A 14,692-nucleotide genomic window follows, 5' to 3' on the forward strand; every position below is an offset into this window, starting at 1 on the left:
TGCAAAATTTATGTTAACAATTTTATATTTATTAACCATTTGGTTAAATTTGATGGTTAATACATTTATCCATGATACACACAGCTACTGAAAAATCGATATTGCAGGCCGCAAAGACGGTATTTTTCAAAAAGGGCCTCGCTGCGGCACGGATGCAGGAAATAGCTGATGAGGCCAACATCAACAAGGCCATGCTCCACTATTACTTTCGGAGCAAGCAGAAATTGTTCGAAGCGGTTTTTCTGCAAGCGTTTAGGGAATTGGCCCCCCTTCTGAACACCATTTTCAATTCAGATAAGCCCATTTTCGAAAAAATCAGGGAATTTGTGGATAGCTACATCGCCTTTGTGACCGACAATCCCTATCTACCCACCTTTATCATCCAAGAGGTGAACATCAACCCGCAGTTCGGCAAGACATTCTTTGCAAATCAGGTAATGCCCGACCCATCCACATTTCAAAAACAATTGGCCGAAGCTGTGGAAAAAGGTATCATCAAGCCGATTGACCCAAGGCAATTGTTATTGAACCTCATCTCCATGACCGCATTTCCATTTGTAGGCAAAGGCCTGGTCACAGGTATTCTAGGTTTGGATGAAACCGCTTTTAAAGCCCTCATGGAAGAGCGAAAAAAATTGATTCCCGAAATGATCATTAATACAATCAAAGTACAATGAAACATCTAAGTGACACTATACAACATGTATCATGGAAGCAGGTATTCCCTTCCCTAAACAAGGGTCCGCTCTTGGTATTGATCCTCCTTTCCTTCCCATTTATGGTCCAGGCCCAAGAGACCATTTCCTTGGACGAATGCCTGAGACTGGTCCAGATCAATTATCCATTGGCCAAACAGACCTCACTGTTGTCCGAACAACTGGAACTTGACATTGATGCGATCAAGAAGGATCGCCTGCCCAAATTGGATCTCAATGGTCAAGCCACCTACCAATCCGAAGTAACAAGTCTTGGGGGGCAATTGATGAATGTTACCATTGACCCCCCAAATAAGGACCAATACCGTACGACATTGGATGCCAATCAACTCATTTACCATGGAGGTTTGATCGATGCTTCGATCAAAGCCAAGGAGACCAAGGCTGCCATTGGGCAACAGGAAGTGGAAATTTCTTTATATGGACTAAAAAACCGTGTAAACCAGTTGTATTTCTCCTTGCTGTTGTTACAGGAAAACCAGGATTTGTTGCAAGCAAAGGAATCCCAATTGACCGCAAGGCTAGAAGAGGTCCAGGCCGGGGTGAAATATGGCACCTTGCTTTCCTCATCAGCGGATGCGTTGGAAGTAGAACTCATCAAGATCCATCAGCAAAATACCGAACTTGCGCTGTCAAAATTGGATTTGCTTCAGCAACTCTCGCTGATGATCGGTACCGACCTGCAACCACAGGTCCTGTTACAGCGGCCAGAGGTTTTTCCCGTGAGCCCCGACCAGCCATCCAAAAGACCGGAACTTTTTCTTTTTGAGCTTCAAAAATCCCAGGTCGATCTGTCATCGGACCTTTTGGAAAGGTCCAAACTTCCAAAGATCAGTGCTTTTGCACAGGGCGGATATGGGAATCCAGGGCTCAATATGTTGGACAATACCTTCAACTCCTTTTTCATGACCGGTGTAAAACTCAATTGGAATGTTTTTGATTGGAACAAAAACCGAAAAGAGCGACAGTCTTTACAGATTGACCGGAGCATTGTCGATTCCCAAAAGGAAACCTTTGAACTGAACAATGGCTTGGAACTGGTCAACCTACAATCCGAAATAGACAAAATGGAGGAGCTGATCCGATATGATGAACAGATCATTCCCCGGTTTGAAAAAATGGTCAAGACGGCAGAATCCCAACTAAAAAACGGTGTGATCACCTCCTCGGCCTATATCACCGAGTTCACAAATTTATATGAGGCGAAGAGCAACCTTGCCTTGCACAAAACACAAAAACTACTGAACCAGATTCAATATCAAATTACACAAGGTACTTATGAAAAGAGCAGCAACTAAGGTCCCTATGACCAAAAAAGCCCTAACAATATTGTCCATTTTCACCCTGGTCGTTTCCCTTACATCCTGTAATGGTGGAGGGGATCTCGCTGATGGCTATGGAAACTTTGAGGCAACGGAGACCACCGTCTCCGCCGAAGCCAACGGTAAAATTCAATTTCTGGATGTGGCGGAAGGAAACCTCCTTGAAAAAAATGAAGTTGTCGGGGTCATCGACACCATCCAATTATCGTTGAAACGCGATCAATTGAAGGCCGCAAAACAAACCATTTACTCAAAATCAACAAACGTGCTCTCCCAGCGGGACGTGTTACAAGAGGAATTGCAGGTAGCCCAAAACGACAAGAAGCGCATTGAAAGCTTGATCAAGGAGAATGCGGCCACCCAAAAGCAATTGGACGACATCCAGGGCAAGGTACGCATCCTACAGCAACAGATCAAGAGTGTCGAAACCCAGAACGCCCCCATTATCAATGAAGTCAAGGGCATTGAGGTCCAGATCGAGCAGATTGAGGACCAAATTGCAAAAAGTATCGTGAAAAGTCCATTGGACGGTACGGTATTGGTCAAATATGCCGAACCTGGTGAAGTCGCTGTCTTCGGAAAGCCCTTGTTCAAAATGGCCAACCTTGATGAAATGGAACTCCGGGTATATATCAGTGAAACACAACTGCCCAACATCAAGATCGGTCAATCGGTCACGGTCAAGATCGATGATGTGGATTCAATGAGATCGTATGAAGGCACGGTATCCTGGATATCCGCATCTGCGGAGTTCACGCCCAAGATCATACAGACCAAGGAAGAACGGGTGAACTTGGTGTATGCCGTGAAGATAAAGGTCAAAAATGATGGAAGCCTCAAAATTGGCATGCCCGCCGAAATGTGGATTGCGAACTAATCTATTTAACCCATAAAAGACATCCTATGAAACTACAACATTTTATTGCAATGATCCTAGTATTCCTGTTGGGCGCCGTTTCCTTGATAATGGGAACTTTGGTACTTCTCGGCATCCACGAAGCAGGCCATGTTGTCCTAAAGGGACTGTTGGTCTATAATATCGTGCTAGGTGCCCTGTCATTACTGGTAGCTTACCTTATTTGGAATCGATCTAGGTCGACCTCAAGTTCTGTATTCTTGCTATTGTTGTCCCATATCTCCGTCCTGATCTTCCTCGTATTGTTTACAAACCATGTGGCCAAAGAAAGCATTAGGGCCATGGAAATCCGGGCCATCATTTGGGCACTGGTATTCTTACTCATCCAATGGGGTTCGTTCAAAAAATCAAATCTACGGACCAGGGGTTGGAGAGGCATGGCAGTACTGTTGGGTGCAACAACCATTATCCTCCATTCCTGCAAAAATAATCCGAACAGGCAAAGCTCAGATTCCCAAAGCAATCCAGATCAAGTCCAGGTCGAGGAAGCCTCCCCAAATGTACCGATCGCCCATGATGCATGGATCAATGAAATCCAACTGGACCATGGATCCAAATGGCTGGCGAATGCGGAGACCACCCTGGGAGTATCCAAGATGCTCACTGCCCTGAACGGCTTCAACGGCGGTTCCGTATCAGCGTACCAAGCGTTGGGGGATGACCTCAACGACCTTAAAAATACCATTGTAAAGGAATGTACCATGACCGGCCCTTCCCATGACAATTTGCATGTCTGGCTCCATCCATTGATCGAAAAAATCGAAGCCCTGCAAAATACCGACAGTGAGGCATCAGGGGTTCAAAGGGTACATGATATTGAACAGCATTTAAATGGCTACTATGAATTTTTTGAATAGCTGTCCAGATTTAGGAAACCAAAACAATAGCAACCCATACCCATGTCCATTCATATAGATCATATCAGCAAATCCTACGGAAAGGTCAATGCCTTGGATGACATTTCCATTCGGGTCGACCAAGGGGAACTGTTTGGGCTGATCGGACCTGACGGTGCTGGTAAGACCACTCTTTTTCGGATACTGACCACCTTGCTCCTGCCCGACCACGGGTCGGCATCCGTTGCAGGGTACGATATCATTGCCGATTTTAAGGCCATTAGAAAACAGGTCGGATACATGCCCGGGAGATTTTCACTATACCAGGACCTCACGGTCGAGGAAAACCTTCGTTTTTTCGCCACGATTTTTGGGACGACCATCGCAGAGAATTACGATTTGATCCGGGACATCTATGTTCAGATAGAACCTTTCAAAAATCGAAGGGCGGGCAAATTGTCCGGTGGCATGAAGCAAAAATTGGCACTTTCCTGTGCTTTGATCCATAAACCCAAGGTGCTGTTCCTGGACGAACCCACAACGGGTGTTGACCCGGTTTCAAGAAAAGAATTCTGGGAAATGCTCAAAAGATTACAGGACAAGGGAATTACCATTCTCGTGTCGACCCCCTATATGGACGAGGCCGCCCTATGTGATCGGATCGCACTCATCCAAGATGGAAGGATCCTTGAAATCGACACCCCAAAAGCCATTGTGGAGCACTATCCCAAACCCATTTTCGACGTTGGGGCCCACAACACGTACCTATTGATCGAAAAATTGAACGCCTATGCCCATAAACACAGTGTATTTCCCTTTGGGGAATACATCCACTATACGGATCAACGGGATGGGTTCGATCCTTTGGAGCTCAGGGCATACTTAAAAAATGAAGGGCTGCAGAACATCCATATCGAAAGGACCAAGGCAACGATTGAGGACACATTTATGGAATTGGCAAAACAATGAAGGAAGAAACAGTAATAAAAGTAGAGGGACTCACCAAGGTTTTTGGTGATTTCACCGCGGTGAACAAGATCAGTTTCCATGTCAGGAAAGGGGAAATCTTTGGTTTTTTGGGGGCCAACGGCGCCGGGAAGACCACTGCCATGAAAATGCTGATCGGCATTTCCGCTCCCAGTTCGGGTTCGGCCAATGTGGCGGGATTCGATGTATATACCCAAACAGAGGACATCAAGAAGAGCATCGGGTATATGAGTCAAAAATTTGCGCTGTACGATGATCTGACCGTCAAGGAAAACATTCGTTTTTTTGGGGGTATCTATGGGTTGTCCAAGAATAGGATCTCCCAAAAATCGAACCTGCTCATTGAGGAGTTGGGCCTGGAGAAAGTCGCCCATAGTCTGGTGGGATCCTTACCATTGGGATGGAAACAGAAAATCGCATTTTCGGTATCCCTATTGCACGACCCAAAAATTGTTTTCTTGGATGAACCCACAGGAGGGGTGGATCCCATTACCCGAAGGCAATTTTGGGAAATGATCTATAAGGCTGCCAACAATGGCACGACCATTTTTGTGACGACCCACTACATGGATGAGGCAGAATACTGCGATCGGGTATCCATCATGGTGGATGGCAATATCGAGGCCTTGGACACCCCAAAAAACCTAAAGACCCATTTTGGTTCGGATTCCATGAACGATGTGTTCTTAAAATTGGCAAGAAGTTAAACAGGTTACCATATGAAACGCTTTATCGGGTTCGTACAAAAAGAATTTTACCATATTTTCAGGGACAGAAGATCCCTGTTCATCCTATTCGGGATGCCCGTCGCACAGATCATGCTTTTTGGGTTTGCCATCACCAATGAGATCAACAATGTTGACATCGCGATTCTAGATCGGTCCCAGGATGCCTCTACCAAAGAGATCATCTCAAAAATATCGTCGTCGGAGTATTTCAGTATCCTCCAACACATAAAGGAGGAAGCGGAGATTGAGGAAGTTTTTAAAAAAGGGAAGGTAAAGGCCGTGCTCTATTTTGAAAAGGAATTCAGTAAAAAACTGATCAAACAACACACGGCCAAGGTTCAAATTGTGACGGATGCGACCGATCCCAATGTGGCCAACACCATCAGTAACTATATCAATTCCATCCTTTCCAATTACCAAGAGGAACAGAACCGGGCCATAACGTTGGACTATCAGATCGTTCCCCAATCCCGGATGGTCTTCAACGCGGAACTGAAAAGTGTCTATATGTTCGTACCGGGGGTCATGACCGTCATCCTCATGTTGGTATCGGCCATGATGACCTCGATCTCGATAACCCGGGAAAAGGAATTGGGCACGATGGAGATTTTATTGGTATCCCCTTTGAACCCCTTTCAGGTAATCATTGGAAAGGTGTTCCCCTACATCTTTCTCTCCATCATCAATGCTGCCGCCATTGTCATACTGAGCATTTTCGTCTTCCATGTCCCCGTCAATGGCAGTCTGTTCCTGTTGGGCCTGGAAAGTGTGCTGTTCATTGTCACCTCCTTGGCACTGGGGATATTGATCTCCACTATTTCGGCCACCCAGCAAACGGCCATGATGATCTCCTTGATGGGGCTGATGTTACCAGTAATCCTTTTATCGGGCTTTATATTTCCGATTTCCAGCATGCCCGTTCCCCTTCAGGTCATCAGCAATATCGTACCGGCAAAATGGTTCATCATCATCGTCAAGGGAATCATGCTCAAAGGTGTGGGCATTAGCATTGTTTGGAAAGAAACCTTGGTCCTCTTGGGGATGACCCTTCTTTTCATTGGACTTAGTGTAAGAAAATATAAAATAAGATTGGAATAGCATGCGGGTAATCCTATATATCATAAACAAAGAATTCAGACAGATCTTTCGGAACAAGGGCATGTTGCCCATCATTTTCATACTGCCGCTACTGCAATTGGTCATTCTTTCCAATGCGGCCACCTATGAGATCAACAACATTTCCTTTGGATATGTTGACAATGACCACACCCATACCTCCCGCGCCCTGATAGATAAGTTCCGTGCCTCCACCTTTTTTGATGTTTCCCAGGTATTCCCCCATCCAAAAGAAAGCGACCTGGCCATGTTACAAGGGGAGGTCGATGTGGTATTGACCATCCCCGAGCACTTTGAACGGGATTTGTGGAAGGACAAAAATATCGATCTTGGGGTGACCATCAATGCCATCGACGGAGCTGCCGCAGGGGTTGAAAATGTCTATATCACCCAGATAATCAAAACATTCAACAAGAATCTGTCGGTAGACATGGTCCAGCTGTCCAATAACACAGTACGACCCGTTCTCATCGAGGGCATCCCACTATTTTGGTACAACAAAACCTTGAACTATAAAACCTTTATGGTCCCCGGGATCCTAGTGCTGTTGGTGACCATGATCACCTTGTTCCTTTCGGGCATGAACATTGTCCGGGAAAAAGAAATAGGCACCTTGGAACAAATCAATGTCACCCCCATCAAAAAGCACCACTTTATCATTGGGAAGCTTTTTCCTTTTTGGGTCATCGGCATGGGGCTTTTGACCATTGGGTTGGTATTGGCCAAACTCATTTTTGCAACACCCATGCTGGGAAGTCTGGCCCTCATGTACTTTTACACCTCCATTTACATACTGGTGATTTTGGGTATGGGTCTGTTCATCTCCAATTTTACGGATACCCAACAGCAGGCGATGTTCATCGCTTGGTTTTTTGTGGTCATTTTCATCCTGATGAGCGGTCTTTTCACCCCTATCGAAAGTATGCCCAAATGGGCCCAGTTCCTGACTGAATTCAACCCTATCAAATACTTTGTTGAAATCATGCGGATGGTCATGCTCAAAGGCTCCGGTCTTACCGATATTTTGCCCCAGCTTGTCAAAACAACCCTCTATGCCGTGATCATGAATGCCATGGCCGTATGGAGCTATAAAAAAATCAGTTGATGAATACACAAAACCATCCATTGCGACAATCGGAATCCAAATTCCTTCGAGGACCTTTGTCACGGTTCAAGGAGCTTGCCTTTACCTTTCGGGTACAACGAAGTTTTATCAAGGCATTTCGGAAGATGCACTTTATGGGACCCTGTGTGACCGTGTTCGGGTCGGCCCGATTTCAACCTGACAACCCCTACTATATCCAAGCGGAACAAGTGGGTGCCGCCTTGGCCGGTCTAGGGTTCACGGTCATGACCGGTGGAGGTCCGGGCATCATGGAAGCAGCCAACAAAGGAGCCTTTGAAACAGGGGGATATTCAGTGGGCTGCAATATTATTTTACCCTTTGAACAAAAGCCCAATCCCTATCTCCACAAGTGGATTGACATCCCTTATTTTTTTGTCCGGAAATTCCTGTTGATGAAATACTCCTACGCCTTTGTGGTCATGCCAGGGGGAATTGGAACCCTGGATGAACTTTTCGAGGCGCTCACCCTGATACAGACCAAAATGATCCAGGATTTCCCCGTGGTCATATTTGGATCGGAGTACCATAGCGAACTCTGCAACCATATCAAGCTGATGGCAGCCAACGAGAGCATTGGATCTGAGGATATGAAACTACTCTTTGTAACGGACTCCATTGAAGAGATGCAGGAACATATAAAGACCCACGCAATCAAAAAGTTCAACCTGACCCGTAAACCCCAAAGACCAAAATGGTGGTTTGGGGAGCAAAAGGTCCAGGGAATCTTCAAAAGCTTATCACCATGAAGCAAAAGAGCATTGTCAAAACCATTACCTTGGGCGGATTGGTCTTGTTTACGGCCATCACCCTGTTCCTCAGCACTTCCATTCTATTGGACCTTTTCGGGATCCGGGAACATCAGGGCAACTATGTCCCCCTGGTCATTTGGAGCAACTTCCTGTGTGGCTGGCTCTATAGCCTATCCCTCCTTGGATTGTTTTCCCATAAAAAATGGTCCGTTGTTCCCTTAGTGGTGGCATTGTTCATCCTGATGGGAGCATTTACGGGCCTATTGATCCATATTTTGGATGGGGGTCCATATGAAGACAAGACCATCACCGCCCTGTTCCTGAGAATTATCCTGACCCTTTTCTTTTCCTTGGGCACCTATGTTACAACAAAACCCCAGTTATGAAAAATATACTCCTCATCAGTTTCACATCATTTGTACTGTCCACATCCATGACCTTTGATCGAGCACACTCCAATATGAACCCTTCCCTGACCATAAACGTGGAAGGCTTGCGGAACTCAAGGGGCGTGGTACAATATGCACTGTACGATCGGGAAGGATCACTTCCCGATCAAAAGTTCAAAAAATACCATCAAATAAGGACGTCGTCCATATCCAATGGAAAGTCCTCCACAACCTTTTCCGACCTTACACCAGGTACCTATGCCATCAGTGTGCTTCATGATGAGGACAAGAACGGTAAGATTGAAATGGGATTGCTATTGCCCAAAGAAGGAATCGGTTTTTCCAATTTCAAAACGATTGGCCTGTCCAATCGTCCCAATTTCAGCAAGGCAAGTTTTATCCTGATCAAGGACAGTACTATCGTGGTGAACATGATCTATAAATAGATGCGGCTTTCCCTTCCCATATTGGCCCTTTTTCATTGTTGCTTCCAAATCTTGTATGGACAGGACAAGGATTGGCCCGGTATGGACTTGGATAAGGTCGCTCTGGTCAACCAACGGGAAAGCTACATTACATTTCCCATGGACATCGGCAATTTGGAACCCTTGATGTTCGAGGCCAATGTCAGCCCCAGTTTTATCATACGGAAACGTATGGACTCCAAATTGATGGGGGTGCTGACCCCCCAGATTATCATCCGAATGTACAATGCCGTTTCCTACCCGGTAAAGACCCCAAGCTATATCCCACAAATTGCCGCATACTATTTGCTGTCCAAAGGTGCCACCGGCACTCGAATGGCCCTATTTGGAAAGTTGGCCCATCATTCCAATGGTCAAAATGGGGCCTTTTACAACACAGATGGTACCGTCAACTTGGAGTCGGGAAACTTTGCCACCAATTATTTTGAACTGGGACTGGTCCATACATCCTTTGAAAAGGCCGTGAATGCGACAAAATTCCTCAAGACATCCTTGGAAATCCATCCAAAGAGCTGGATGCTGGAGGAACTACAGGGGCACTATAGCGGTTTGCGCTGGCACAATGCCTTTTACGCGTACAAGCTCCCGGTGAAAATGGGACACCGAGGTTCCATCAAGGCAGATTTCTCCCTGAAATTGGAAGCCACTTGGTTCATGGACCAATTAAACGATTGGGACCTCTTCACCATCAAAAGATTGCATACGCGATTGACCGTGTACTACCATCCCAAATTTTTGGAGGACATTGGATTTTTTATGGAATACTACCACGGCACGGATTATTACAACATGTATTTCCAGCACCGTCTTGATGTCATCCGTTTTGGCATCATGACCGAGGTGCTACGATTTTAAAGCAAAAAGTATGGAGCACGAAACATTTAAGGTAAAGAAATATTCCGGGGAACTGGAAGATTTTTCAATTGCCAAATTGGAACATTCCCTTCAAAAATGTGGGGCCACACCGCAAGAAATTGCTGCAGTTTCAGCCCACATTGAGCCTTGGATCTATGATGGTATTTCGACCGATGAGATTCACAGAAGGGTTTTTTCCTTTTTAAAAAAAGCAAACCGCGTCCGTGCATCCAAATACAGCTTGAAACGGGCCATCTTTGACCTAGGACCCACAGGCTATCCCTTTGAACGAATGGTCGGTGCCCTTCTAAGGCAAAAAGGGTACAATACCAAGGTAGGTGTTGTCCTAAAGGGTGCATGTGTGGATCATGAGATAGACGTATTGGCAGAAAAACAGGGCGATGTCTACGCCATTGAATGCAAGTTCCATTCCGACACCAAATTTTCAAGTAATGTCAAGATTCCCCTATACATCAATTCCAGGTTTTTGGATGTTCAAAAAAAATGGAACGCCGATCCGGAAAAAAGCACCCATTTAAAACAAGGTTGGCTGGTCACCAATACCCGTTTCACCACCGATGCCATCAACTATGGAAACTGCATCGGATTGACGCTGTTAAGCTGGGACCATCCCAAGGACAACGGCATCCCAAAGCATGTGGACCGATTCGGACTCTATCCCATCACCGCACTGACCACACTGTCCAAGCATGAAAAGCGTCAGCTTCTAGATCGGGATGTCATCCTGACTCTGGAAATCGAACAACGACCCGAAGTATTGCAACCACTACATCTTTCTTCCAGAAAAACCAGGGAGGTATTGTCCGAGGTCCATCAATTGTGCCATTTGTGAACCAATAATGAACGTTATGAAAAATACCGAATCCATATCGGAGAAAACCTCATCAAAAAACCAACGGATGGATAAACTGAAAAAGTATGATTCCCGTGGGGTACAGACCCTTTTCAGAACACTGTCCCGGAACCATTACAATCTTCTGAAAATGGTTGACAACAAGGCCAGGATCATGCTCACGGTCAATTCCATCATCTCCTCCCTATTGTTGGGAGCCCTGGTCCTTGTTCCGGCAAATGGGGAATTCACCATTACCATCGGAACCCGGATTTTGGTCATTTGTAGTCTGTTCTCCATGATATTCGCCATATTCAGCATGTTGCCCCATCGGTACATTGGAAAGGAATTCAGGGCCAGCAATTATAAGGGTACCCTCTATGCGGACAATTTTGCCAACCAATCCCTCGTCGAGTTTAAGGAAGAATTGAACCGCATAATGGAAAGTGGACAGAACACCTATGATGAAATGGTGGTCGATCTTTACTTCTTGGGCAAGGCCATAGCAAAAAAACAACGTTTGCTTTTGATATCATCCGGAATCCTTTTGATAGGCATAATAGCAACGATTGCATATTCATTGATTACGGGCACCGTTATTTTGAACTGACAAGTCTATCCAAAAAATTCTAGTCATTTGAACCACTGGCAGATCTAATTTTCCTTCGATACATCAACTGTATGATCCAAGTTGCTTTTTAAATACGCCGTACATGCTTTAAAGTCGATAAATATACGGTTCTCCGAAATCAATGAAGGAATCAACCGAACGCGTTCCATCATGTACCTGGGCTGTTCCAACAATCCAACAAACAACACTTCGATCCCTGAATTTTTGAGATCGATCAATACATCCTCCAAGGTGTAGAGTCCCGATTGGTCCAAATATTGCATACGGTCCATGCGGATAATGACCGTTGATGCAGAGCGTGGAATCTGTTTGGCCAATTGCTGGAACTCACTGGTAAATCCAAAAAACAGAGGTCCTTTCAAATGTTTGATAAATACCTTTCTTTTTAGACTTTCCGGAAACGCAGCTTCATCCGCCCAACCCTTCTCTTGCTCCAGGGTCTTCACATCGGAGCGTTCTGCGGTCAAGTCCCCCATTTTTTTCATAAACATCAGGGAGGCAATGACCAATCCGATACCCACCGCATAGACTAGGTTCCAAATGGAGGACAGTACCATGACGACCAGCATGATGATTACCTCAGAACTAAGTTTGAACGGGCCAATCTTGGTATCCTTCGGCAAGAACGGAATGGCCCTGAGTCCCTTGTAATCGATCACACCGATGCCTACTGTGACCAAAATGCCTGCCAGGACCGCTGCAGGGATTTTGGAAGCGACCGGCCCCAGTGCCAAGAGGACCACCAAAAGTACGACACCGGCAACCATACCGGAAAGTTTGGTCTTGCCCCCGGATTTGATGTTGACCACGGTTCGTATAGTGGCCCCTGCCCCAGGAATCCCCCCAAACAAAGCGGCCATACTGTTCCCAATGCCCTGTCCCACCAATTCCCTGTTGGGACGGTGTTGTGTCTTGGTCATATTGTCGGCAACCACAGAGGTCAAGAGAGAGTCTATGGCCCCCAACAAGGCCAAGGTCAATGCCGTAAAAATATAAGGTGTTATGGCGTTCCATTCAAACTCGCTAAAAATGCCCAATTGAAAAATCGGAAAACCACTGGGTATCTGTTCAATCGGCCTGTAATCCAGACCCAAACCAAAGGCAACCCCGGAAACCAGCAATAGGGCGACCAAAGCACTGGGAATAGCTGTTGTTATCCTTTTGAACCCGTAAATAATGGCAATGGTGCCCAAAGCCAGCGCCAGTTCCAACCAATCGATATGTTGAAGTGCCCTGGGCAACACCCTAATGGTGCCCACAACTCCGGAAGCCTCCTTGCCTGCCAAGGTCTCCGCTTCCTTTAATACATCGCCAGGGGCAACCTCCCCTGCACGATCGATGGTTTCCTGGAAATCGTCCAATACCAAGATGCCCTCATTGGATTCCTCCTTGAGAATGTTCTTCAAAATCACCTCCTGGGCCATGGGCCTGTACTGGTCGACCAATTCCGCATCCTCTTTGGGGTAATAGCCTATGGAAGGTAAAATTTGTGTGATCAAAATAATCACCCCTATGGCCGTCATGAAACCCGAGACCACCGGATAAGGGATATACCGGATATATTTTCCCAAACCCACAAGGCCTAGACCGATCTGAATGAGCCCTGCCATCAGAAAGACCAACAAAATGGCCGGCAAAGCTTTTTCAAGGCTTCCGTCGTTCAACGCAACTATGCCTGCCACCACTACCATGCTCACAGCCGTCATGGGTGCCGTAGGTCCCGATATCTGGGTATTGGTCCCGCCGAAAAGGGCCGCAAAAAAACTGATGAAAATGGCACCGTACAATCCGGCACTGGGGCCCATTCCCGAGCTGACCCCGAAGGCCAGGGCCAAGGGCAGGGCCACAATACCTGCTGTTATTCCACCAAAAAGATCACCTCTGAGGTTTGAGAAAAAATATTTCATGTTATTAAGTGTTGGTTTTTGATCTACGACCTTCAAATCAAGGTCGGATCGATTCTTAAATGGCCCTTCGTCAAGAAGGTCCCGATACTATAATTGCAAATAGGCATGAAGTGCCCTTGATCCTTCCCCATTTGGCCAGGGATGTGCAGTTGGCAACTGCCAAAGAAAAAATGCCCCCTTGGAAACTTCCCGATGGAATTGGTTCGGAAGGGGGCATTTAGGGACATGGTCACCGCTACTTCAAACGCTCCATGACCTTGGATAAAAAAACAGTCTTGACACGCACATAATTGCGAACATGGTCCATGTAACCGTTCCGGTTCTTTTCATGGGTGTTCAAATAATATGCATCACATTCGGTGGTATCGCATTCGATTGCTTTGGTCATGGTCCGTTCGCAGCGATACAGCGCCCCGAGACGGAATTGGTTCTCACGTTGTACCGCTACAAGCTGCTGGTTCCATTGGGGACTGCCAAGCACCTGCTTTTCCAACAGGATCAGACTTTGCAGTTCCTCGTTGATCAATTCCATGCTTTCGGTCCAATTGCTGATCTCGGCCCTGTCTTTCTTAACGATGATCTGGCTCAGCGATTCATGAAAATAAGGTCGGTTCATGGTGCTCATAATACCATATCTAGGTTGATGGATTGGTTTTCCTGTTCTACTTTTTCTATCTGTAACTGTTGGTTTCCCGAAGGGAATTCCCAAACCAGCGAATCCCCTTCCGCATAACCGATCACCGCTGCCCCCATAGGGGTGAGGATGGAAATATGGTTGTTCTTGACATCGCTGTTGCTCGGCAGTACCAATTTGAATTTTTTGTGCCATCCAGCCTCGGATACGATGGTGACCATGGTATTGAACCGGATGACATCTTTCGGCATTTCGCCGTCATCCAAGATTTGGGCGGTTTCCATCTCCCCGACCAATTTCTTGACAGAGCTACGTAAGGTGTTGTCCTTGTAATACCCGGTTAGGTTCATCAACCGCTTGAGCAACACATACTCCTTTTTTTCTATAACTAAATTGCCGTATTTCATCTTAACATGTATAATATTAGTCCATTACCTCTTCG

18 protein-coding genes are annotated in these 14,692 nt (G+C 46.1%); 15 read left to right on the forward strand and 3 right to left on the reverse strand.

All coding sequences use genetic code 11. From position 1 onward, the window contains the following. Positions 1-71: 71 nt before the first annotated feature. Genes EO131_RS09780 through EO131_RS09845 form a run of 14 tightly spaced genes read left to right on the forward strand, consistent with a single transcriptional unit; the run spans position 72 to position 11,688 of the window. Positions 72-677: a TetR/AcrR family transcriptional regulator gene (locus tag EO131_RS09780; protein ID WP_072880106.1), complete on the forward strand. Its 606-nt coding sequence runs from the start codon at positions 72-74 to the stop codon at positions 675-677. Further along, a complete protein-coding gene (locus EO131_RS09785; RefSeq protein WP_127021301.1) occupies positions 674-2,014 on the forward strand; it encodes a TolC family protein in 1,341 nt (446 codons plus the stop codon). The genes EO131_RS09780 and EO131_RS09785 overlap by 4 nt, the downstream gene beginning before the upstream one ends. Further along, on the forward strand, positions 1,995-2,915 hold the full coding sequence (locus tag EO131_RS09790; protein WP_127021303.1) for an HlyD family secretion protein: 921 nt from the start codon (positions 1,995-1,997) through the stop codon (positions 2,913-2,915). Before EO131_RS09785 ends, EO131_RS09790 begins: the two co-directional genes overlap by 20 nt. Positions 2,916-2,941: 26 nt before the next feature. Beyond that, positions 2,942-3,811, forward strand: a complete 870-nt coding sequence (locus EO131_RS09795) for a hypothetical protein (protein WP_127021305.1) — start codon at positions 2,942-2,944, stop codon at positions 3,809-3,811. A gap of 42 nt (positions 3,812-3,853) precedes the next feature. Further along, a complete protein-coding gene (locus tag EO131_RS09800) occupies positions 3,854-4,759 on the forward strand; it encodes an ABC transporter ATP-binding protein (protein WP_127021307.1) in 906 nt (301 codons plus the stop codon). Continuing rightward, the gene (locus tag EO131_RS09805) at positions 4,756-5,484 is read left to right on the forward strand and encodes an ABC transporter ATP-binding protein (protein WP_108423166.1); all 729 of its coding nucleotides are present in this window, start codon (positions 4,756-4,758) and stop codon (positions 5,482-5,484) included. Before EO131_RS09800 ends, EO131_RS09805 begins: the two co-directional genes overlap by 4 nt. Positions 5,485-5,496: 12 nt before the next feature. Next, positions 5,497-6,603, forward strand: a complete 1,107-nt coding sequence (locus tag EO131_RS09810) for an ABC transporter permease (protein ID WP_072880112.1) — start codon at positions 5,497-5,499, stop codon at positions 6,601-6,603. A 1-nt stretch (position 6,604) separates the two neighbouring features. Beyond that, complete coding sequence (locus tag EO131_RS09815) at positions 6,605-7,726, forward strand: ABC transporter permease (protein ID WP_072880113.1); 1,122 nt, start codon at positions 6,605-6,607, stop codon at positions 7,724-7,726. Further along, positions 7,726-8,493, forward strand: coding sequence for an LOG family protein (locus EO131_RS09820; protein WP_127021309.1), 768 nt, complete (start codon positions 7,726-7,728; stop codon positions 8,491-8,493). The genes EO131_RS09815 and EO131_RS09820 overlap by 1 nt, the downstream gene beginning before the upstream one ends. Further along, the gene (locus EO131_RS09825) at positions 8,490-8,882 is read left to right on the forward strand and encodes a hypothetical protein (RefSeq protein ID WP_127021311.1); all 393 of its coding nucleotides are present in this window, start codon (positions 8,490-8,492) and stop codon (positions 8,880-8,882) included. Before EO131_RS09820 ends, EO131_RS09825 begins: the two co-directional genes overlap by 4 nt. Next, positions 8,879-9,331 (forward strand): DUF2141 domain-containing protein, encoded by a 453-nt coding sequence (locus EO131_RS09830; RefSeq protein ID WP_234416052.1) that lies wholly within the window; start codon positions 8,879-8,881, stop codon positions 9,329-9,331. Before EO131_RS09825 ends, EO131_RS09830 begins: the two co-directional genes overlap by 4 nt. Further along, positions 9,332-10,225 carry a hypothetical protein gene (locus tag EO131_RS09835; protein ID WP_127021313.1) on the forward strand — a complete coding sequence of 298 codons (894 nt, stop codon included), beginning with the start codon at positions 9,332-9,334 and terminating at the stop codon, positions 10,223-10,225. 10 nt (positions 10,226-10,235) lie between these two features. Further along, complete coding sequence (locus tag EO131_RS09840) at positions 10,236-11,078, forward strand: restriction endonuclease (RefSeq protein WP_127021315.1); 843 nt, start codon at positions 10,236-10,238, stop codon at positions 11,076-11,078. 16 nt (positions 11,079-11,094) lie between these two features. Beyond that, the gene (locus EO131_RS09845; RefSeq protein ID WP_127021317.1) at positions 11,095-11,688 is read left to right on the forward strand and encodes a Pycsar system effector family protein; all 594 of its coding nucleotides are present in this window, start codon (positions 11,095-11,097) and stop codon (positions 11,686-11,688) included. A gap of 44 nt (positions 11,689-11,732) precedes the next feature. Here the strand turns inward: EO131_RS09845 and EO131_RS09850 are convergent, their stop codons facing one another. Further along, positions 11,733-13,616: a SulP family inorganic anion transporter gene (locus EO131_RS09850; RefSeq protein ID WP_127021319.1), complete on the reverse strand. Its 1,884-nt coding sequence runs from the start codon at positions 13,614-13,616 to the stop codon at positions 11,733-11,735. 59 nt (positions 13,617-13,675) lie between these two features. Here EO131_RS09850 and EO131_RS17135 point away from each other — a divergent pair, with 59 nt between their 5' ends. Further along, positions 13,676-13,837, forward strand: coding sequence for a hypothetical protein (locus tag EO131_RS17135; protein WP_164731663.1), 162 nt, complete (start codon positions 13,676-13,678; stop codon positions 13,835-13,837). Between the two features lie 14 nt (positions 13,838-13,851). Here the strand turns inward: EO131_RS17135 and EO131_RS09855 are convergent, their stop codons facing one another. Next, the gene (locus EO131_RS09855) at positions 13,852-14,241 is read right to left on the reverse strand and encodes a hypothetical protein (protein WP_127021321.1); all 390 of its coding nucleotides are present in this window, start codon (positions 14,239-14,241) and stop codon (positions 13,852-13,854) included. Beyond that, entirely contained in the window at positions 14,238-14,657 is a 420-nt protein-coding gene (locus tag EO131_RS09860; protein WP_127021323.1) for a GreA/GreB family elongation factor, read from the reverse strand. The genes EO131_RS09855 and EO131_RS09860 overlap by 4 nt, the downstream gene beginning before the upstream one ends. Positions 14,658-14,692 lie beyond the last annotated feature (35 nt).

It is taken from the genome of Flagellimonas beolgyonensis (assembly GCF_003992615.1).
Lineage (GTDB): Bacteria > Bacteroidota > Bacteroidia > Flavobacteriales > Flavobacteriaceae > Flagellimonas > Flagellimonas beolgyonensis.